Origin of the sequence: uncultured Pseudoflavonifractor sp. (assembly GCF_944387275.1) — a bacterium.
GTDB classification, from domain to species: Bacteria; Bacillota; Clostridia; order Oscillospirales; family Oscillospiraceae; genus Pseudoflavonifractor; species Pseudoflavonifractor intestinihominis.
This window is the reverse complement of the sequence record NZ_CALXEG010000051.1, coordinates 1-18,825: the sequence shown is the minus strand read 5'-3', so window position 1 is coordinate 18,825 and position 18,825 is coordinate 1. Positions and strand designations below refer to the sequence as shown.

Sequence of the window (18,825 nt, the reverse complement as noted above, 5' to 3'; positions counted from 1 at the left end):
GTGCAGTACGCCCTGGAGGGCTCGGTATTCGTGGGCGGCGCGGTGATCCAGTGGCTGCGGGACGAGATGCGCTTCTTCACCGAGAGCCGGGACGCGGAGTACTACGCCCAGAAGGTGCCCGACAACGGCGGCGTGTACCTGGTGCCCGCCTTCACCGGCCTGGGGGCCCCCTACTGGGATATGTACGCCCGGGGCTGCATCGTGGGCCTGACCCGGGGCACCCGGCGGGAACACATCATCCGGGCGGCCCAGGAGTCCATCGCCTACCAGGTGGCCGACCTGGTGCGGGCCATGGAGGCGGATACCGGCGTGCCCCTCACCCAGCTGAAGGCGGACGGCGGCGCCAGCCGGGACCGGTTCCTCATGCAGTTCCAGGCGGACATTCTGGACCGGCAGGTCCGCCGGCCCATGATCCGGGAGACCACCGCCCTGGGGGCGGCCTATCTGGCCGGTCTGGCCGTGGGCGTGTGGAGGGACCGGGAGGAGATCACCCACCTCTGGGCCTGCGACACCACCTACACCCCCGACATGGACCCGGCCCGCCGCGCCGCCCTCATGGAGGACTGGCACCGGGCGGTGAGCCGCAGCCGGGGCTGGGCCTGCGGCGTGTAAGACCCCGTCTGACAGGGCCGCGCCCGCTCTCCCCCACATATTCTCCAGGTCCCGGGCGCTTTGCCCGGGACCTGCGCCATTTTTCCCCTTGTTCTCCCCCTCCTTTTGGAGTAAAATGGAAAAGGCAAGCTACAGGAGGCTGATGTTTCATGCGGGAAATCGATACATATTCCTACCGCTGCGGCGTGATGGACTGTTTTTGTGAGATGGTGCGGGCGGGAGTCAAGGCCCTGGCCCTGAGCCACCCGGTGGACAGCCGGGCGGAGTGGGAGGAGCTGGGCCCCTTTGCCGCTAAGATCGCGGCACAGTACGGCGTGAAGTGCTACCCGGAGGCCGAGCCGCTGGTGACCGACCTCTTTCCCCTCTCCGCCACCCGCGGGAAGTTCCTCTACCTGTTCTACCGGGCGGACCACGTGCTGGAGGAGTACCTGCGCCTCAAGGAGCGCAAGGCGTCCATGGTGGCGGGCCGGGCCTATTTCGGCGGCAACCGGACCCAGATCGCCCGGGAGTACGGCCGTCTGCTCTCCTACTCCCCCGAGACCGTCCGGGCCCTGCTGGAGGCCAACCGGGACCGGGAGCGGGTGTGATTTCCGCCGGTCCGGAAGACGGGCAATTTATTTCTGTTGACAACCTTACGGTTGAATGCTATCATATAGCGTGATCTTCTCTATGCACGACCTGAACTCACATTTTTGTAAGTCATCGTCTGCTCACTGGATGATGATAAACGGAAATGTGGGTTTTCTTTTTGCGCAGAGATCAAATCTTTTGAGGAGGTACCAGCATGTATCACGGTACTGTAAAGTGGTTCAATGAGACCAAGGGCTTCGGCTTCATCTCCAACGACGACGGCAGCGGCGACGTGTTCGTCCACTTCTCCGCCATCCTGGTGGACGGCTTCAAGACCCTCGCCGAGGGCCAGAAGGTGACCTACGACACCGAGCCCGATCCCAAGGACACCGGCAAGCTCCGCGCTGTCAACGTCCGTCCTCTCTAATCTGAGGGTATCAAAAGCCCCCGCCGCGCTGTGCGCGGCGGGGGCTTTTTTACGCTGTCACCCCCGGCGGCGCACGGACATATGCTGTACCGTGGGGCGGAGGCGGCGCCGCCGTCCCCGCCCCGCCAAATCTGTTTTGGGGGATACTCATATGTGCAATTGTTCCAACCGCCGCTGCTGTTGCTGCTGCGGGTGCTCCTGCGGCTGTTCCTGCGGGAACGGCGGCGCCGTCACCCTTCCCTCCTTCCCCGACCGTCCCGTGTGGGACTCCGACTCCTCCGGGGACAGCTACCCGGTCTATGTGGCCATGCCGGCCTTTATGACCCGGGGCTCCGCCAACCTGCAGGCCGCCGTGGAGCTGGATTCCGGCTCCTCCTGCCCCTGCAGCCGGGGCTGAACACCCACGCCGCCCTCCGGCGGCGTACTTACCGCCACAGAGTTCCCCCACCCCCGCCCCGGCTCCCGCCGGGGCGGGCTTTTATTGTCTTTTTACATAGGAAAGGGGGGACGTTCCCAAGAACGTCCCCCCTTTTCCCGCGGCGCTCTGGTCAGCCGCCCTGCTTCTGCATGCGCGAGAGCACCAGGGCCGCCTGCTCCCTGGTCAGGGCCGTCCTGGGGGCCGTGCCGTCGAACACGCCGCCGGCCTTGGCCGCCTTCCAGGCCTCCTCCGCCCAGGTGCTGACGGGCTGGGCCGCCTGCTCGGCCTGCCACGCCTCCATGGCGGCGCGGAACATCTGGTTGAATGTCTCCTGGGTCATCTCCTCTTCCCCTCCCTTCATCTCTCTGGCTACGTCGGCGCGGAACTGGTCCATATCCTTGCCGTGCTTGGGGAACCAGTGGCTCACGTCGGCGTGGTTGGAGGCGATGCCCAGAGCGCAGCCCTCCGAGTGGTCCACCACCACCCCCGGCTCCAGCGGGTCCAGCCCGTACCGGGCGCAGAGCATGGCGGTCAGCTCCACGGCGCCCCGGTACACCGCGTCAAAATAGGCGGCGTTCTTCTCCGCATCGTAGCCGATCATGGTGCCGCCCTGGTAGGTGTGGCCGGCGGGCTCCAGGATCTCAAAGCTGATATGGGTGTTGTTGGCGGACACGCCGCCCCCCTTGGGTACGCCTGCGTGCCAGCCCCGCCAGTTCCAGGGCAGGGTCTGGATGACCCCATCCTTGTACACAAAGGCGTGGGCACAGGCCTCCAGACCCGGCTTGTTCCAGTTTTTCAGGAATACCTCCGGGTCGGGCTGTGCCACGCCGGTGGAGTGGACCATGACCCCCTTGGGGGTGATGGTGCGCCCCGCTTTCCAGCAGTCGCTGCCGGTGAGAATGCGTTCGGTCAGATTCATGTGCTTCCCTCCCCTCCAGACTATGCGGTTCCGGCCCGGTCTGTGGCATGTCCCCGTACACCTGGGGAAAAATCCAGGGCTTGCAGGCGCTCCCGGCCTGCATTATAATAATGGGCAGGGTACAACGTGAATTTCCGCCCGGGAGGCGGACCACAGGGAGGACAACATGGAGAAACGGCATTTCTCGTCCATCGGGGAGGACATCTCCCTGCTGGGCTATGGCTGCATGCGCTTTCCCACCCGCAAGAGCGACGGTATGATCGCTGTCCGGGAGAGCCGCCGCCTGCTGGAGCGGGCCCACGAGGCGGGTGTCAACTACTTTGACACGGCCTGGAACTACCACAAGGGGGAGAGCGAGCCCTTCCTGGGGCAGCTGCTGGCCAAATGGGACCGGAGGAGCTTTCACCTGGCCACCAAGCTGCCCACCTGGCTGGCCAAGTCCGCCTCCGACGCGGAGGATATCTTTACCCGCCAGCTCCAGCGCTGCCGGGTGGACTACTTCGATTTCTACCTGGCCCACAGCATCACCGCCGAGCACTACGCCACCTTCCAGGCCTCCGGGGCCTACCAGGTGCTCTCCCACGAGAAGGCCCGGGGCCGTATCCGCCGGCTGGGCTTCTCCTTCCACGACCGGCCCGAGCTGCTGGAGCGCATTCTGGACGACCACCAGTGGGACTTTGTCCAGCTCCAGCTCAACTACCTGGACTGGGACCTGCAAAACGCCAAGCGCCAGTATGAGATCGTCACGGAGCGGGGCCTGCCCGTCATCGTGATGGAGCCGGTGCGGGGCGGGGCCCTGGCCAATCTGACCCCCGCGGCCCGGGCCGTGCTGGAGGAGGCCGCGCCGGGGAAGAGCGCCGCCTCCTGGGCCCTGCGGTACGCCGCCTCCCTGCCCGGGGTGATGACCGTGCTCTCCGGTATGTCGGCCATGGAGCAGGTGGAGGACAACATCGCCACCATGTCCCCCTTCCAGCCCCTCTCGGAGGAGGAGCGGGCCGTGCTGGCCAGGGCGGTGGAGGTGTACCGCTCCGCCGGCACCATCCCCTGCACCGGCTGCCGGTACTGCACCGACTGCCCCAGGCATGTGGACATTCCCCGCATCTTCGCCATCTACAACCAGTTCTGCGTGGACGGCAAAAAGAGCTCCTTTGACAACACCTGGGACCTGATCCCCGAGTCCATGCGGCCCGACCAGTGCGTCCGCTGCGGCCAGTGCGTGGACCGCTGCCCCCAGCACATCCCCATTCCCGACCGGATCGCGGAGGTGGCCGCCGCTGCCGCCGAGGCCGCAAAGGGCTGAGGTTTTCCACCCTTCGGACGTATTCTGTGGACAAAAAAGCAGGATGCCCGGCGCACTGTGCGCGCCGGGCATCCTGCTTTTGATTTGGAAGAGAGAGGAATAGAAGAGGGAGAAATGAAAAACTAGCTTTTTATATGGAAACACGGGGAGCCGTGCTGTCTCTGGTCCGCCACAACAGCCCGAGGCGGTATCGGTGGATTTCCTTTGCTGTGACTATAGGATAGCACTGGGACAGAGGCAATTGTTGGACGGATTTTAAATAAGATATGAAGATTATGTAAACACCCTGATTTTGTTCCCCCCTCCCCGGCGCAGACGCGACATTTGTCTTGACTGCCTCCGGCCGGTCGTTTATACTGATTAAGTCGGAGGTCAAGCGGCCTCCCTGGGGCCCAGAAGGGCTCCGCTCACAGTCTTTTTTCCTCTCCCCGGCCCAGCGTGCGGCAGAGCGCCGCGCAGGATGTCAGAAGGCATGCCCCATTGCGGGTGTGTCTTTTTTTGTTGCCCCGGGGGAGGATATTCTTTCCTCAGGAGGATATTTATGACCCTTCAGGACTTTTTCCGGGAGAATCCCAGGGCCGCCCTGGCCTTTTCCGGCGGGGTGGACTCGGCCTATCTCCTCTGGGCGGCCAGGGAGTGGGCCCAGGACGTGAAGGCCTACTATGTCCACTCTCCCTTCCAGCCCGCCTTTGAGCTCTCCGACGCCAAGCGGCTGGCGGAGGAGCTGCGCATGCCCATGGCGGTGCTGGAGGCCGACGTGCTGTCGGTGCCCGGCGCGGCGGCCAACGGCCCAGACCGGTGCTACCACTGCAAGACCGCCCTGTTCACCCTGCTGAAGGGGGCGGCCCTGGCCGACGGGTACACTCTGCTCATGGACGGCACCAACGCCTCGGACGACGCCGGCGACCGGCCCGGCATGCGGGCGCTGGCCGAGCTGGCGGTCCGCTCCCCCCTGCGGGAGTGCGGCATCACCAAGGCTGAGGTACGGCAGCGCTCCAGAGAGGCGGGGCTGTTCACCTGGGACAAGCCCGCCTATGCCTGTCTGGCCACCCGGGTACCCACGGGCACGGCCATCACCCGGGAGGCCCTGACGGCGGTGGAGGGGGCGGAAAGCGCCCTGGCCGCCCTGGGATACCGGGATTTCCGGGTGCGGCTGTTCCACGGCGCGGCCCGGCTCCAGCTGACGGAGCGGGACTTTGCCCGGGCGGCGGGCGAGCGGGCGGCGGTCAAAGCCGCCCTCTCCCCCTGGTTTGAGACGGTGCTGCTGGACTGCGATACACGGACGGGAGGCTGACGGATATGGACAATAAACGAGAGATTCTCTCCCTGCTCCGGTCGGTGGCGGCGGGGGAGGCCACCCCCGAGGAGGCCCTGCTGGAGCTGAAGCTGTCCCCCTTCGCGGATTTGGGGTACGCCAAGGTGGATTACCACCGTTCGGTGCGCCAGGGCAACGCGGAGGTGATCTACGGCGCGGGCAAGACGCCGGAGCAGATCGCCGGTATTGTGGCGGCCATGCACAGCCGGGGCTGCGGCAACATCCTCATCACCCGTATGGGCCCGGAGGCGGCGGAGTTCGTGAGTCGGACGGCAGAGCTGGACTACCACGCCGACGCCAGGCTGGCGGTGGCCTGGCCCCGGACGGACACCCCCTCCCTGGGCCACATTGTGGTGGCCACCGGGGGCACCAGCGACCTGCCGGTGGCCGAGGAGGCCGCCCTCACCGCCGAGGCCATGGGCAACCGGGTCACCCGGCTGTACGACGTGGGGGTGTCCGGGCTCCACCGGCTGCTGTCCAGGCTGGACGTGCTCATGTCCGCCCGGTGCGTGGTGGCGGTGGCGGGCATGGAGGGGGCCCTGGCCAGCGTGGTGGGCGGCCTGGTGGACTGCCCGGTCATCGCCGTGCCCACCAGCGTGGGGTACGGCGCCTCCTTCCACGGCCTGTCCGCCCTGCTGTCCATGCTCAACTCCTGCGCCTCCGGCTCCGCCGTGGTCAACATCGACAACGGCTTCGGCGCCGGGTATCTGGCCAGCATGATCAATCAGATGGAGGGCCTGCCCTCCCAAGACCAACACAAGGAGGCTTCACCGCTGTGAAGATTCTGTACCTGGAGTGCAATATGGGCGCTGCCGGCGACATGCTCATGTCCGCCCTCTACGAGCTGCTGCCCGACAAGGCGGCCTTTGTCAGCACCATGAACTCCCTGGGTCTGCCCGGGGTGTCCCTCTCCCCCCTGTCCGCCAAGACCTGCGGCATCGCAGGTACCCGGATGGAGGTGACTGTGGGCGGTGAGGAGGAGGAATCCCACGACATGCCCATGGCCGCCGCTGAGGGGCATATCCACGTCCATCCCCACGGCCATGACCACCATGGCCACGACCACTGTCACCCGGAGGACCCCCACTGTCCCGGCCACGACCACTGCCACGAGCACCACCATGAGCATGACCACGAGCACGACCATGAGCACGGCCACGGCCATCACCACCATCACCACGCCTCTCCCGGCCACATCGCTTCTCTCATCGGCGGCCTGCCCCTGCCCGAGGAGGTGAAGGCCCACGCCCAGGCGGTGTACGATTCCATTGCCGCCGCCGAGGCCAAAGCCCACGGCTGCCCGGTGGAGGAGGTCCACTTCCACGAGGTGGGGGCCCTGGACGCGGTGGCCGACGTGGTGGGCGTGTGCTACGCCATGTATCTGCTCTCCCCGGACAAAATCGTGGCCTCCCCGGTCCACATGGGCAGCGGCTTTGTCCGGTGCGCCCACGGGGTGGTGCCGGTGCCCGCCCCCGCCACCGCCTTCCTGCTGGAGGGGGTGCCCTCCTACGGCGGAGAGGTGCAGGGGGAGCTGTGCACCCCCACCGGCGCCGCCCTGGTGTCCCACTTTGCAAAGGAATTCGGCCCCATGCCTGTCATGGCCACCCGTGGGATAGGCTACGGCGTGGGCAAGAAGGAGTTTGACCGGGCCAACTGCATCCGGGCCTTCTGGGGCGAGACGGCGGACAATGCCAACGGGGAGATCGCCGAGCTGGTGTGCAATGTGGACGACATGACCCCCGAGGCCCTGTCCTACGCCTGCGCCCGGCTGCTGGAGGCGGGGGCGCTGGACGTGTATGCCACCCCCGGCGTGATGAAAAAGGGCCGCCCCGGCCATGTGATTACCGTGCTGTGCGACCCGGCACGTGAGGACCAGCTGGCCCTGGCCGTGCTGCGGGAGACGTCCACCAACGGCCTGCGGGCCCGCCGGTGGGGCAAGTATTTCCTCACCCCCGGCCACGAGACGGCGGACACCCCCTTCGGCCCCATCCGCATCAAGACGGCCCAGGGCTGGGACATTTCCCACCGGAAGCCGGAGTTTGACGACGTGGCCGCCGCGGCCCGCCGGGCGGGGGTCCCCTTCGCCCAGGTGTGGGAGGCGGCCCTGACCGGAACAAAAAAGGAGGAATCTTCCCATGAATGAGGCACTCTGGAACAAATGCGCGGAATTTCACGGCCACAAGTGCCCCGGCCTGGCCACCGGCTTCCGGGTGGCCACCGAGGCCATGGCAAAGCTGGGCCTGGACGGCCCGGAGGCCGACGAGGAGCTGGTGTGCGTCACCGAGAACGACACCTGCGCCGTGGACGCGGTGCAGGTCATCACCGGCTGCACCATGGGCAAGGGCAATCTCATCTACCGGGGCACCGGCAAGATGGTCTTCACCTTCTACTGCCGCAAGAGCGGCAGGGGTCTGCGGGTGGCGGTGAAGCCCGGGGACCGGACTATGGACCGGCCCGCCCGGCAGAACTGGCTCCTCACCGCCCCGGTGGAGGAGGTGCTCTCTTTCTCGGAGCCCACCCGGCCGGTGCCTGAGAAGGCCCGCATCTTCGGCAACGTGACCTGCGCCCAGTGCGGCGAGACCATCCCCGAGCACAAGGCCCGGCTCCACCAGGGCCAGCTGCTCTGCCTGGACTGCTTCCAGCCCTACGACCGGGGCTGGTGACCCGTCCGGCAAACGGCGGAAGCCGTCTGCCGGAGAAAGGATGCAGCCCCATCCTCAAAGCCTCTGACCTTCCAGACACTGCAAAGGAGTTTTTCCATGAAAAAGCAAACCCGTCTCACCGCCCTGCTGCTCTCCCTGCTGCTCCTGGCCGGATGCGCCGCCGCGCCCGCAGCCACCTCTCCCTCCCCGTCCGCTTCTCCGGAGCAGACCGCCGGAACAGGCGGCACCCGCACCATCACCGACGCCGCCGGGCGGCAGGTGGAGATCCCCGAGACCGTGTCCTCCGTGGTGTGCGTGGGGGTGTGCACCCTGCGGTACACCACCTACCTCCAGGCCCAGGACCTGGCGGTGGGGGTGGAGAGCGACGAGGTGGGGGCGCCCATCACCAAGCCCTTCAGCTACTTCAATCAGGACCTGTTCGCCTCCCTGCCCGTCACCGGCAACAACGGCGAGACCTATGACGAGGAGATCCTGAAGGCCGATCCCGACGTGATCGTGGCCAACACCGACGCCGACAGCGCCCAGGCCCTCCAGGACAAGACGGGCATCCCGGTGGTGGTGGTGCCCCTCAACGAGGGCATGTTCGACGACAACGTGTTCCAGATCCTCTCCATCCTGGGGGAGGTGTACCACAGGGAGGACCGGGCGGAGGAGCTGGCAGCCTACCTGAAGGGCATCCAGGCCGACCTGGCCGACCGCACCGCCGGTGTGGCCGACGCGGACAAGCCCACGGTGTACGTGTCCGGCGTGTCCTTCAAGGGCTCCCACGGCTTTGAGGGCACCGAGGCGGGGTACGCCCCCCTGGCGGCCATCAGCGGGGTGAACCTGGCGGACACCACCGGCCAGACCGGCGCCTTCAGCCTGGACCCGGAGCAGGTGCTCACCTGGGACCCGGACGTGATCTTTGTGGACTTCAACGGCCTGTCTCTCATCAACGAGGACTACGCCTCCAACCCGGACTTCTACAACAGCCTGACCGCTGTGAAAGAGGGCCGGGTGTACAGCCAGATCTCCTTCCGGTACAGCGCCACCAACACCGAGCTGGCCCTGGCCGACGCCTACTACATGGGCAAGGTGCTCTATCCGGAGCAGTTTGCCGACGTGGACATTGCCGCCAAGTTCGACGAGATCTTTCAGACCATGCTGGGGGTGGAGGACGCCTACGCCCAGTACCAGGCGGCGGGCTACCAATTCAAGGAGATGACCCTGGGTGGCTAAGGGCGCGGACGCGGTGCGCCTGAGCGCGCCGGAGGCCTACTCCCGCCACCGGGCCAGAAATATCGGCGTCCTGCTGGCCCTGTGCGCCGTGCTGCTGGCGGCGGCCCTGCTGTCCCTCCGGGCCGGGTCCTACAACACGCCGGTGCTGGAACTCATCAAGGGCATCGCAGGCCGGGCGGAGGACAACAGCGTCAACATCGTGGTGCGCAACATGCGCCTGCCCCGGATCTGCACCGCCATTCTGGGCGGCGCGGGGCTGGGCGTGGCCGGCGTGGTGCTCCAGTCGGTGCTGCGCAACCCCCTGGCCTCCTCCAGCACCCTGGGCATCTCCCAGGGCGCCGGATTCGGCGCCGCCTTCGCCATCATCGTGCTGGGCGCCGGGCTCCAGGCCGGGGGCGGCGTCACCTTCTCCAACCCGGCCCTCATCGGCCTGTGCGCCTTCGGCGGCAGCATTGCCGTGTCGGTGCTCATTCTGGCCCTGTCCCGCCTGCGTCAGATCACCCCCGAGGCCATGGTGCTCTCCGGCGTGGCCCTCAGCTCCCTGTTCTCCGGGGCCACCACCCTGCTGCAATATTTTGCCGACGAGGTACAGCTCACCTCCCTGGTGTTCTGGACCTTCGGCGACCTGGGCCGCACCGGCTGGAGCGAGGTGGGCATCATGGCGGCGATGGTGGCCGCCGCCGGGCTGTACTTCTTCTGCAACCGCTGGAACTACAACGCCCTGGAGAGCGGCGAGCAGACCGCCGTCAGCCTGGGGGTGAACGTGAGCCGCCTGCGCCTGGTCAACGTGCTCGTCTGCTCGGTGGTGGCGGCGGTGGTGGTGTCCTACGTGGGCATCATCAACTTCATCGGCCTGGTGGCCCCCCACATGGTCCGCCGCTTCCTGGGCAACAACTACTGCTATCTCATCCCCGGCTCCGCCCTCATGGGGGCCGCGCTGCTGCTGCTGGGGGACCTGGTGGCCCGGAACGTGGTGGCCCCGGTGGTGCTGCCCATCGGCGCCATCACCTCCTTCCTGGGGGCTCCCCTGTTTCTCTACCTGCTGTTCAAAGGACGGAACCGCTCATGATGACTGTGGAACATCTGAATTTCTCCTACCGCTGCGGCCGGCAGATTCTCCATGACGTGTCCTTTGAGGCCCGGAGCGGGGAGTGCCTGGCCATTCTGGGCAACAACGGCGCGGGCAAGAGCACCCTGCTCAAGTGCTTCAGCCACATCTTAAAGCCCCAGTCCGGCTCGGTGAAGGTGGACGGGACGGAGCTGCTCACCATGTCCCACGCCGAGATGGCCAAAAACGTGGCCTTTGTGGCCCAGAATCCCCCGGCCAGCCACCTGACGGTGTACGACATGCTGCTGCTGGGCCGCAAGCCCTACATGAAGTGGGGGGCCTCGGCGGAGGACTACCGCCTGGTGGACCAGATGCTCTCCGCCCTGGGGCTGGAGGACATGGCTGTCCGGCCCATGGACCGGCTCTCCGGCGGCGAGCAGCAGAAGATCATGCTGGCCCGGGCCCTGGTGCAGCAGCCCAGGGTGCTGCTGCTGGACGAGCCCACCAGCAATCTGGACCTGCACAACCAGTACGAGGTGCTCTCCCTGGTGCAGAAGCTGTGCCGGGAGCGGAACATCGCCTCCGTCATGGTCATCCACGACCTGAACCTGGCCCTGCGGTACTGCGACCGCTTTCTCCTGCTCCACAACGGCGGCATCCACGCCTTCGGGGACGCGTCGGTGGTCAGCGAGGAGAACATCCGGGACGTGTATAACGTCAATGCCCGGGTCTGCCGGGTGGACGGCATCCCGGTGGTGGTGCCGGTGTGCTGAATACGCAAAAACGCCCCTGCGCCGCTGGGCGCAGGGGCGTTTTCTGTCTTGTCAGTTCCGCCGCCGGCCCAGGAAGCGGAGCAGGTAGAGGAACAGGTTGATGAAGTCCAGGTAGAGCTGGAGGGCGGCAAAGATGGAGGCCTTGGCCGCCATCTCGGGGTCATGGCCGTAGTAGGCGTGGAGGGCCTTGATCTTCTGGGTGTCGTAGGCGGTGAAGCCCAGGAACACGGCGATGCCGATGAGGCAGTAGATCCGGTCCAGGGCCTGGAGGCCGGGGATGAACATGGAGATGAGGCCGAAGAGCACCAGGAAGATGAGCCCGCCCATCAGCACGGTGCGGATGCGGGACAGGTCGGCCTTGGTGACATAGCCGAAGACGGCCATGGCGCCGAAGTACAGGGCGGTGACGCCGAACACCAGCACCAGGCTGGCCACGTCAAAGATGATGAAATAGACCGAGAAGGTCACGCCGGTGAGGGCGGCGTAGGCGAAGAACAGAAACCGGGCCGCCGGGACGGACAGGCTGTTGACCCGGGCCGCCAGCACCAGGACCACCACGATCTGGGCCACAGCCAGGCCGATATAGGTGAAGGAGTTGAACAGGAGCCGGAAGCTGAAGCCGGTGATATACCCGGCCAGGGCCACGCCGAAGGTGACCGCCAGGCCGGCGAACATCCAGAGGAAGGTGCGGGCGGTGTACCGGCCCACGGTCTCCACCATGCCGTAGCCGCCGTAGCCCTCCTGGGTATAGTAGTTGTTTTCGTACACGGAGCATTCTCCTCTCCCCGTGGGAAAATTTCCCCCTGCGCGGCGCTCTGCCGGCGGGAGAGCACGGGATTCTGGCGTTAGTATACACGGTTTCCCCCTAAAAGAAAAGTGCCATTGGGGGAAAACTGTCCCCCTGTCAGACGCCGAACCGGCCGATGAGCCCAAGCAGGATGATGACCACGCCGGTCAGGTGCATGTACAGCGCCATTCTGGGGTTTCTGGCGCGCTCGGGCCACACCGGGTGGATGACAAACAGGAAGCCGTACATGATACAGCCCACGTTGGCGCACGCCGGTATTTTCGTGGCGGAGGCGCACGCAAAGCCGGCCAGCAGGATGGCCACGCCCAGGATGAGCTGATTTTTAAAGGTGAGTTTTTCCATTTTTTCGTCTCCTTTCCGGGTGAAAAGCGGTCTTTCTCCACTCCCTTTATACCATATCTATGCCCATATGGCAACGGCGCCGCTGTTTTCTCCATTTTGCCGCGTTGACTTTCTCGATATTCGAGTTATAATGGAGTTGGAGAAAACTCGATAATCGAGAAAGAAGGGAGACGCCATGCCCCGGGAGAAATTCAAGACCCTCACCGAGCAGATGTTTTACATTCTGCTCTGCCTGCGCCGGGAGCGCCGCGGGTCGGACATTCTGGAGGCGGTGCGGGCCCTGACCGAGGGCCGGGTGACCATCGGCTCGGGCACCCTGTACGACCTGCTGGAGCAGTTCCTGGCGGCGGGGGTGATTCAGGAGACCGAGGCGGCCGGCCGCCGCCGCAGCTACCTCATCACGGACAAGGGCCGGGAGATGCTGGACCGGGAATACCGGCGGCTCCGGAGCCAGACGGAGGACTATGACCGTGTTTTGAGAGAGGAGGCACAGGAATGAGCGAGACCAGACGCTGTTTTACCACCCTCTCCTTTTACGACCAAAAGGGGATTGAGAAGAAGCTGGAGCAGATGGCCGCCCAGGGCTGGATGATCGAGCAGCCCGGCGGGCTGCTCTGGAGCTACCGGAAAATCCGGCCCCAGCGGCTGCGGTTTGCGGTGACCTACTTCCCCGACGCCTCGGAGTTTGACCCCAGCCCCAGCCAGCGGCAGCTGATAAAGGAGGACTTCTGTGCCCAGGACGGCTGGAAGCTGGCGGCCCGGTGGGACGCCATGCAGATTTTTTACACCGACCGGGCGGACGCCGTGCCCATCGACACAGACCCGGTGGCCCAGGTGGAGACCATCCACCGCACCATGTCCAAGCGGGTGCTCACCGCTCAGCTCCTGTCCCTGGCCCTCTACCTGTTTATTCTGGTGTCCCAGCTCCGTCAGCTGTGGCGGAACCCGGTGGATTACCTGTCCACTCCGTCCTATATGTTCTCCCTTCCCTTGTGGCTGCTGCTGGTGGTGTTCCCCGTCTACGAGCTGATCCACTACTTTCTCTGGCACCGGCGGGCAAAGCGGGCCGCGGAGCAGGGCGTTTTCCTGCCCGTCCACTCCAATCAGCCGTTGGGCTGGTGCCTGCTGACTGTGGCCGTCCTGCTCCTGATTCTCTCCCTGTCCGGCTCTGTCCGCAAGTTTTTGTTCCTGGCGGTGTGGCTGGCGGTCATCGTGGCGGTGGGTCTGCTGGGCCGCCGCCTGTCCAGATGGCTGAAAAAGCGGGGCGTCTCCCGCAGGGTCAACCAGGCGGCTACCATGGGCTGTATTCTGCTGCTGACCGTGGTGGGGCTGGCCGGTATCACCGCCGGCATTCTCACCGGCCTGCTCTCCTTTGGTGACAGCCGCCAGCCCGTGGGCAGCTACCAGTGGGGCAATATTACCTTGGACATCTACGACGACCCCATACCCCTGACAGTAGAGGACCTAGTGGAGACAGACACCCAGTACTCCAAGGAGGCCGACTGTCAGGAGACCTTCCTTCTCTCCCGGTGTGAATACGAGCAGCGGCCTCTCTTCAACCAGGAGGAGCGGGACTACCAGCTCAGCTACACCGTCACCGATGTCAAGCTGCCCTTCCTCCATGATCTCGTCGTGCAGAGCCTGCTGGAGGAGCATCAGGATGAGATCATCGACGACTATGTGTTTGTGGACCACTACGAGCCCATAGACGCCGCCCTCTGGGGCGCTCAGGCAGCCTATCAGGTCTACCGGGACGACGGTCCTCGGGATACCTACCTTATCTGCTGGGAGAGCCGCATGGTGGAGCTCACCTTTTACTGGACCCCCACCCCGGAGCAGATCCGCACCGCAGCAGAGCTGTTGGGCGGCTGATATGTCCCTGTAAGCAAAAAAGCACCTGAAGCCGTAGCTTCAGGTGCTGTTACTGGCGGTCGTCCGCCGAGCACGCCAACTCCTGTCTGCTTTCTGAAAACAAAAACAGCCACGTTGTTTGACGTGGCTGTTTTGCAGCGGAGACAGCAGAACTCAAATCTGCGGCCTGACCCGTTGGAGGCGGTCGCCCGCCGAACTTGCTGGCCCTTGTCCTCTTTCAGAAAAACAAAAACACCTGAAACCTTTCGGTTTCAGGTGTTTTTGTGGTGGAGACAACAGAACTCGAATCTGTGACCTTCCGCGTGTGAGGCGGACGCTCTACCAGCTGAGCTATGCCTCCATATCTGGTATGTCCGGTCATGCCCCGTAAGGGGTTGGTGACCCGGACGGGAATCGAACCCGTGTTACCGCCGTGAAAGGGCGGTGTCTTAGCCGCTTGACCACCGGGCCGTCTGCACAGGACGGGAACCCATCCTGTTAGATTTTTATGGTAGCGGCACCTGGATTCGAACCGGGGACACTGCGGGTATGAACCGCATGCTCTAGCCAACTGAGCTATGCCGCCATGTAACCCCGTCGAACAGGGCAAGAGTTATTATATACGACACCCCCCTGTTTGTCAACGCTTTTTTCAAATTTTTTTGAAAAACTTTTTTGGTTCCCGTTCAGTCGATCTTATACCCCACGCCCCACACGGTTTTGATGAACCGGGGGCTGCGGCCGGGCTCCCCCATCTTCTCCCGCAGGCGTCGGATATGGACCATGACAGTGTTGTTCCGGTCCAGGTACTTCTCCCCCCACACGGTCTCGAACAGCTTCTCCGCGGAGATGACCTGCCCCCGGTTCTCGCACAGCATCCACAGGATGTCAAACTCCAGCGGGGTCAGGTTCAGAGGCTTGTCGTACAGGGTGCACTCGTGGGTCGCCCGGTTGATGACCAGTCCGTTGAAGTCGATGACGTCCCCCACGGTCCGGTCGTTCTCGTTGTAGTGGGTGTACCGCCGCAGCTGGGCCTTCACCCGGGCCACCAGCTCCAGGGGGTTGAAGGGCTTGGTCATGTAGTCGTCGGCGCCAATGGTCAGCCCGGTGATCTTGTCCATGTCCTCGGTGCGGGCGGTGAGCATGAGCACGGGAAAGTGGTGCTCCCGGCGGATCTCCCCGCACAGGGTAAAGCCGGAGATATCGGGCAGCATCACGTCCAGGATGGCCAGGTCCAGCCGCTCCCGGTTCACGCACTGGAGGGCGTCGGCGCCGGTGCCGCACTTGAAGACGGTGAACCCCTCGCTCTTGAGGTAGACCTCCACCAGGTCGGCGATCTCGGGCTCGTCGTCCACCACCAGAATATTGGCCTTCACGGTCGCACCGCCTCCTTTCCTCCGATTATATCCGCCGGCCGGGACATAAGTCAAGGCCGGCGGGTATTCGTAAGGAAATGTTCAGATTCTCCTCAGAAGATCCAGCGGATGAGGCCGGAGAGGAGAAAGGCCACCACGGCGGGCATAAAGTTCTCCCAGCGCATGGGTTTTTCGGTGAGGGCCTTGACCAGCAGCACCACGCCGGCCACGGCCAGCACCCAGGGCGCCAGGGCCATGATGATCATCACGGGCACGCTGAGGATGGCCAGCACCACCGCCAGCACCACAATGGCCGCGAAGCAGCCCACGATCAGGGTAATCATACAGGATGCCTCCTTTGTTTTGTTGGGAAAATTGTACCACCGCAATGTTAAATCCTCCATAGGGGAAGGATTAAAAAAAGATAAAAAAGGGGCGCCGGTATCCCGGCGCCCCTTGGACGGCATGTATTTACTTGAAGTACTCCGCGCCGCTCTCAAAGAGGGGCTGGTGCTTGTCGCCGGGGATATTGCGGGCGACCCAGGGGCCGCGACGCTCGCTGTGGCCCATCTTGCCGAACACCCGGCCATCGGGGGAGAAGATGCCCTCCACCGCCTCCATGGAGCCGTTGGGGTTGACGGAGATGTCCATGGAGGGCACGCCGGCGGCGTCCACGTACTGGGTGGCCACCTGGCCCTTGGCGATCAGGTCCTTCAGCAGGCCCTCGGGGGCCACGAAGCGGCCCTCGCCGTGGGAGACGGGGATGGCGTGGAGGTCGCCCACCTGGCTCTTGAGCATCCAGGGGGAGTTGACGCTGGCCACCCGGGTGGTGACGTACCGGCTCTGGTGGCGGCCGATCAGGTTATAGGTCAGGGTGGGGCAGGTGTCGTCCATGGGACGGATCTCGCCGTAGGGCACCAGGCCCAGCTTGATGAGGGCCTGGAAGCCGTTGCAGATGCCCAGCATCAGGCCGTCCCGGTGCTTGAGCAGGTCGTGGACCGCGTCGGTGATGGGGCCGCTGCGGAAGAAGGAGGCGATGAACTTGCCCGAGCCGTCGGGCTCGTCGCCGCCGGAGAAGCCGCCGGGCACCACGATCATCTGGCTGCGGCGGATGGCCTCCTCCAGGGCCTGGGCGGACTCCCGGAGCTGAGCGGTGCCGCCGTTGCGCACCACCAGGATCTCCGGCTCGATGCCCGCCCGCAGGCAGGCGGCGGCGGTGTCGTACTCGCAGTTGGTGCCGGGGAAGACGGGGATGACCGCACGGGGGTGGGCCGTCTTGTGGGCGCACACCGCGGGAGAGCGACCGCTCCAGGAGATGGGCTCCACCTTGCCGGAGGTGCCGGCACGGGTGGGATAGACCTCCTCCAGCACGCCCTCGTTGATGGTCAGCAGCTGGTCCACGGTGACGGACTCGCCGCCCAGGACGATGGTGGCGGCGTCGGTGGTGCGGCCCACCAGCATGCCGCCGGGCACGGGGCCGTCGCACTCGGCCAGGATGGCGCCGCACATGCCGGTGTAGAACAGGCTGCTCTCGGCGGAGGGCTCGGCTGCAAAGCCCACCCGGTTGCCGAAGGACATCTTCATGATACCCTCGGCCAGGCCGCCGCTGCCCACTGCCCAGGCGGAGCACACCTTGCCCGCCCGGCACAGGTCATGGAAGGTCTCCCAGGTCTTCTTGATGCTGTCGTAGTCGTTATAGGTGACGCTCTGGAACAGGTAGACCGGGTGTCCGCCGGCCTTGAACTCGGGGGAGATGACCTCTCCGGCCTTGGCGGGGGCGATGGCGAAGGACACCAGCGTGGGGGGCACGTCCAGGTCCAGGAAGGAGCCGGACATGGAGTCCTTGCCGCCGATGGCGGCCACGCCCAGCTTCAGCTGGGCCCGCAGGGCGCCCAGCAGGGCCTGGAAGGGCTTGCCCCACCGCTCCGGGTCGGTGCGCAGCTTCTCAAAGTACTCCTGGAAGGAGAAATAGGCCTTTCTGTAATCGCAGCCGGAGGCCACCAGCCGGGCCAGGGACTCCACCACCGAGGCCTGGGCGCCGCCGAAGGGGTCCCGGGCCATGCGGTCGGGGTCAAAGCCCCAGGCCATGACGGAGCAGGTGTCGGTCTCGTGGCCGGGGCCCACGGGCAGCAGGGCGGCCATGGCCTGGGTGGGGCTGGTCTGGGCCGCGCCGCCGAAGGGCATGAGCACGCTGCCCGCGCCGATGGAGCCGTCGAACCGCTCCCCCAGGCCCCGCTGGGTGGCCAGATCCAGCTCGCCGGCCAGCTGGCGCAGGCGGGAGGGACGCAGCTCCTTCACGTGGGCCTTGCGGGCGGGGACGGTGACGGTGATATGCTTGTCCGCGCCGTTGGAGGACAGGAAGGCTCGGGACAGGCTGGCCACGGTCTGGCCGTTCCAGGTCATGACCATGCGGGGGTCCTGGGTGACGGTGGCCACCTGATAGGCCTCCAGGTTCTCGCTCTCGGCGGCGGCGATGAAGGCGGCGGCGTCCTCAGGGGCCACCACCACGGCCATGCGCTCCTGGCTCTCGGAGATGGCCAGCTCGGTGCCGTCCAGGCCGTCGTACTTCTTGCGCACCGCGTCCAGGCTGATGGCCAGGCCGTCGGCCAGCTCGCCGATGGCCACGCTGACGCCGCCGGCGCCGAAGTCGTTGCACCGCTTGATGAGCCGGGTCACCTCGCCCCGGCGGAAGAGCCGCTGGATCTTCCGCTCCTCGGGGGCGTTGCCCTTCTGGACCTCAGAGGCCATGGTGTCCAGGCTCTCCAGGTTGTGGCTCTTGGAGGAGCCGGTGGCGCCGCCGATGCCGTCGCGGCCGGTGCGGCCGCCCAGCAGGATGACCACGTCGCCGGGGGCGGGGCACTCCCGCACCACGTGCTCCACGGGGGCGGCGGCCACCACGGCGCCCAGCTCCAGGTGCTTGGCCACGTAGCCGGGGTGGTAGAGCTCGGACACCTGGCCGGTGGCCAGGCCGATCTGGTTGCCGTAGGAGGAGTAGCCGGCGGCGGCGGTCTGGGCGATCTTGCGCTGGGACAGCTTGCCGCTCAGGGTCTGGTCCAGGGGGGTGCGGGGGTCGCCGCAGCCGGTGACGCGCATGGCCTGGTACACATAGGCCCGGCCGGACAGGGGGTCACGGATGGCGCCGCCGATGCAGGTGGCCGCGCCGCCGAAGGGCTCGATCTCAGTGGGGTGGTTGTGGGTCTCGTTCT

At 65.6% G+C, this 18,825-nt stretch carries 20 protein-coding genes and 3 tRNA genes; 14 read left to right on the top strand and 9 right to left on the bottom strand.

Features of this window, described 5'->3' with window-relative positions; genetic code table 11:
• From Q0K23_RS11390 to Q0K23_RS11375, 4 genes are all read left to right on the top strand, one after another.
• The coding region (locus Q0K23_RS11390; RefSeq protein WP_294522254.1) for an FGGY-family carbohydrate kinase at positions 1-612 on the top strand (612 nt) is incomplete at its 5' end.
• Between the two features lie 149 nt (positions 613-761).
• A complete protein-coding gene (locus Q0K23_RS11385; protein ID WP_294522250.1) occupies positions 762-1,199 on the top strand; it encodes a hypothetical protein in 438 nt (145 codons plus the stop codon).
• A 197-nt stretch (positions 1,200-1,396) separates the two neighbouring features.
• Positions 1,397-1,609: a cold-shock protein gene (locus Q0K23_RS11380; RefSeq protein ID WP_294522247.1), complete on the top strand. Its 213-nt coding sequence runs from the start codon at positions 1,397-1,399 to the stop codon at positions 1,607-1,609.
• 151 nt (positions 1,610-1,760) lie between these two features.
• Positions 1,761-2,006, top strand: a complete 246-nt coding sequence (locus tag Q0K23_RS11375; protein WP_294522245.1) for a hypothetical protein — start codon at positions 1,761-1,763, stop codon at positions 2,004-2,006.
• Between the two features lie 151 nt (positions 2,007-2,157).
• On the opposite strand, the gene Q0K23_RS11370 is transcribed toward Q0K23_RS11375, so the two are convergent.
• Positions 2,158-2,946, bottom strand: a complete 789-nt coding sequence (locus Q0K23_RS11370; protein WP_294522242.1) for an N-acetylmuramoyl-L-alanine amidase family protein — start codon at positions 2,944-2,946, stop codon at positions 2,158-2,160.
• A 166-nt stretch (positions 2,947-3,112) separates the two neighbouring features.
• Between Q0K23_RS11370 and Q0K23_RS11365 the strand changes: the two genes are divergently transcribed.
• From Q0K23_RS11365 to Q0K23_RS11330, 8 genes are all read left to right on the top strand, one after another.
• Positions 3,113-4,246, top strand: a complete 1,134-nt coding sequence (locus Q0K23_RS11365; protein WP_294522239.1) for an aldo/keto reductase — start codon at positions 3,113-3,115, stop codon at positions 4,244-4,246.
• A 541-nt stretch (positions 4,247-4,787) separates the two neighbouring features.
• A complete protein-coding gene (gene larE, locus Q0K23_RS11360; RefSeq protein ID WP_294522236.1) occupies positions 4,788-5,540 on the top strand; it encodes an ATP-dependent sacrificial sulfur transferase LarE in 753 nt (250 codons plus the stop codon).
• Between the two features lie 5 nt (positions 5,541-5,545).
• On the top strand, positions 5,546-6,340 hold the full coding sequence (gene larB / locus Q0K23_RS11355; protein WP_294522233.1) for a nickel pincer cofactor biosynthesis protein LarB: 795 nt from the start codon (positions 5,546-5,548) through the stop codon (positions 6,338-6,340).
• Entirely contained in the window at positions 6,337-7,704 is a 1,368-nt protein-coding gene (gene larC / locus Q0K23_RS11350) for a nickel pincer cofactor biosynthesis protein LarC (protein WP_294522230.1), read from the top strand. Before larB ends, larC begins: the two co-directional genes overlap by 4 nt.
• Positions 7,697-8,224, top strand: a complete 528-nt coding sequence (locus Q0K23_RS11345; RefSeq protein ID WP_294522227.1) for an FmdE family protein — start codon at positions 7,697-7,699, stop codon at positions 8,222-8,224. Before larC ends, Q0K23_RS11345 begins: the two co-directional genes overlap by 8 nt.
• A 96-nt stretch (positions 8,225-8,320) precedes the next feature.
• On the top strand, positions 8,321-9,442 hold the full coding sequence (locus Q0K23_RS11340; protein ID WP_294522224.1) for an iron ABC transporter substrate-binding protein: 1,122 nt from the start codon (positions 8,321-8,323) through the stop codon (positions 9,440-9,442).
• Positions 9,435-10,511, top strand: a complete 1,077-nt coding sequence (locus Q0K23_RS11335) for an iron ABC transporter permease (protein WP_294522221.1) — start codon at positions 9,435-9,437, stop codon at positions 10,509-10,511. Before Q0K23_RS11340 ends, Q0K23_RS11335 begins: the two co-directional genes overlap by 8 nt.
• Positions 10,508-11,263 carry an ABC transporter ATP-binding protein gene (locus Q0K23_RS11330; protein ID WP_294522218.1) on the top strand — a complete coding sequence of 252 codons (756 nt, stop codon included), beginning with the start codon at positions 10,508-10,510 and terminating at the stop codon, positions 11,261-11,263. The genes Q0K23_RS11335 and Q0K23_RS11330 overlap by 4 nt, the downstream gene beginning before the upstream one ends.
• 51 nt (positions 11,264-11,314) lie before the next feature.
• Here the strand turns inward: Q0K23_RS11330 and Q0K23_RS11325 are convergent, their stop codons facing one another.
• Positions 11,315-12,031 carry a Bax inhibitor-1/YccA family protein gene (locus Q0K23_RS11325; RefSeq protein WP_294522215.1) on the bottom strand — a complete coding sequence of 239 codons (717 nt, stop codon included), beginning with the start codon at positions 12,029-12,031 and terminating at the stop codon, positions 11,315-11,317.
• A gap of 136 nt (positions 12,032-12,167) precedes the next feature.
• Entirely contained in the window at positions 12,168-12,413 is a 246-nt protein-coding gene (locus Q0K23_RS11320) for a hypothetical protein (protein WP_294522212.1), read from the bottom strand.
• A gap of 175 nt (positions 12,414-12,588) precedes the next feature.
• On the opposite strand from Q0K23_RS11320, the gene Q0K23_RS11315 reads away from it, so the two are divergent.
• Positions 12,589-12,912, top strand: coding sequence for a PadR family transcriptional regulator (locus Q0K23_RS11315; protein ID WP_148318009.1), 324 nt, complete (start codon positions 12,589-12,591; stop codon positions 12,910-12,912).
• Positions 12,909-14,285: a DUF2812 domain-containing protein gene (locus tag Q0K23_RS11310; RefSeq protein ID WP_294522209.1), complete on the top strand. Its 1,377-nt coding sequence runs from the start codon at positions 12,909-12,911 to the stop codon at positions 14,283-14,285. The genes Q0K23_RS11315 and Q0K23_RS11310 overlap by 4 nt, the downstream gene beginning before the upstream one ends.
• A gap of 264 nt (positions 14,286-14,549) precedes the next feature.
• Here the strand turns inward: Q0K23_RS11310 and Q0K23_RS11305 are convergent.
• From Q0K23_RS11305 to Q0K23_RS11280, 6 genes are all read right to left on the bottom strand, one after another.
• Positions 14,550-14,625 (bottom strand) — tRNA-Val (locus Q0K23_RS11305).
• A 35-nt stretch (positions 14,626-14,660) separates the two neighbouring features.
• Positions 14,661-14,735: transfer RNA gene (locus Q0K23_RS11300), tRNA-Glu, on the bottom strand.
• Between the two features lie 38 nt (positions 14,736-14,773).
• Positions 14,774-14,850 (bottom strand) — tRNA-Met (locus tag Q0K23_RS11295).
• 100 nt (positions 14,851-14,950) lie between these two features.
• Positions 14,951-15,640: a VanR-ABDEGLN family response regulator transcription factor gene (gene vanR, locus Q0K23_RS11290; protein ID WP_294522208.1), complete on the bottom strand. Its 690-nt coding sequence runs from the start codon at positions 15,638-15,640 to the stop codon at positions 14,951-14,953.
• A 92-nt stretch (positions 15,641-15,732) separates the two neighbouring features.
• The gene (locus Q0K23_RS11285) at positions 15,733-15,963 is read right to left on the bottom strand and encodes a phage-shock protein (protein WP_294522206.1); all 231 of its coding nucleotides are present in this window, start codon (positions 15,961-15,963) and stop codon (positions 15,733-15,735) included.
• 127 nt (positions 15,964-16,090) lie between these two features.
• Positions 16,091-18,825, bottom strand: a 2,735-nt coding sequence (locus tag Q0K23_RS11280) for a phosphoribosylformylglycinamidine synthase (protein WP_294522202.1), incomplete at its 5' end; no start/stop codon positions are given.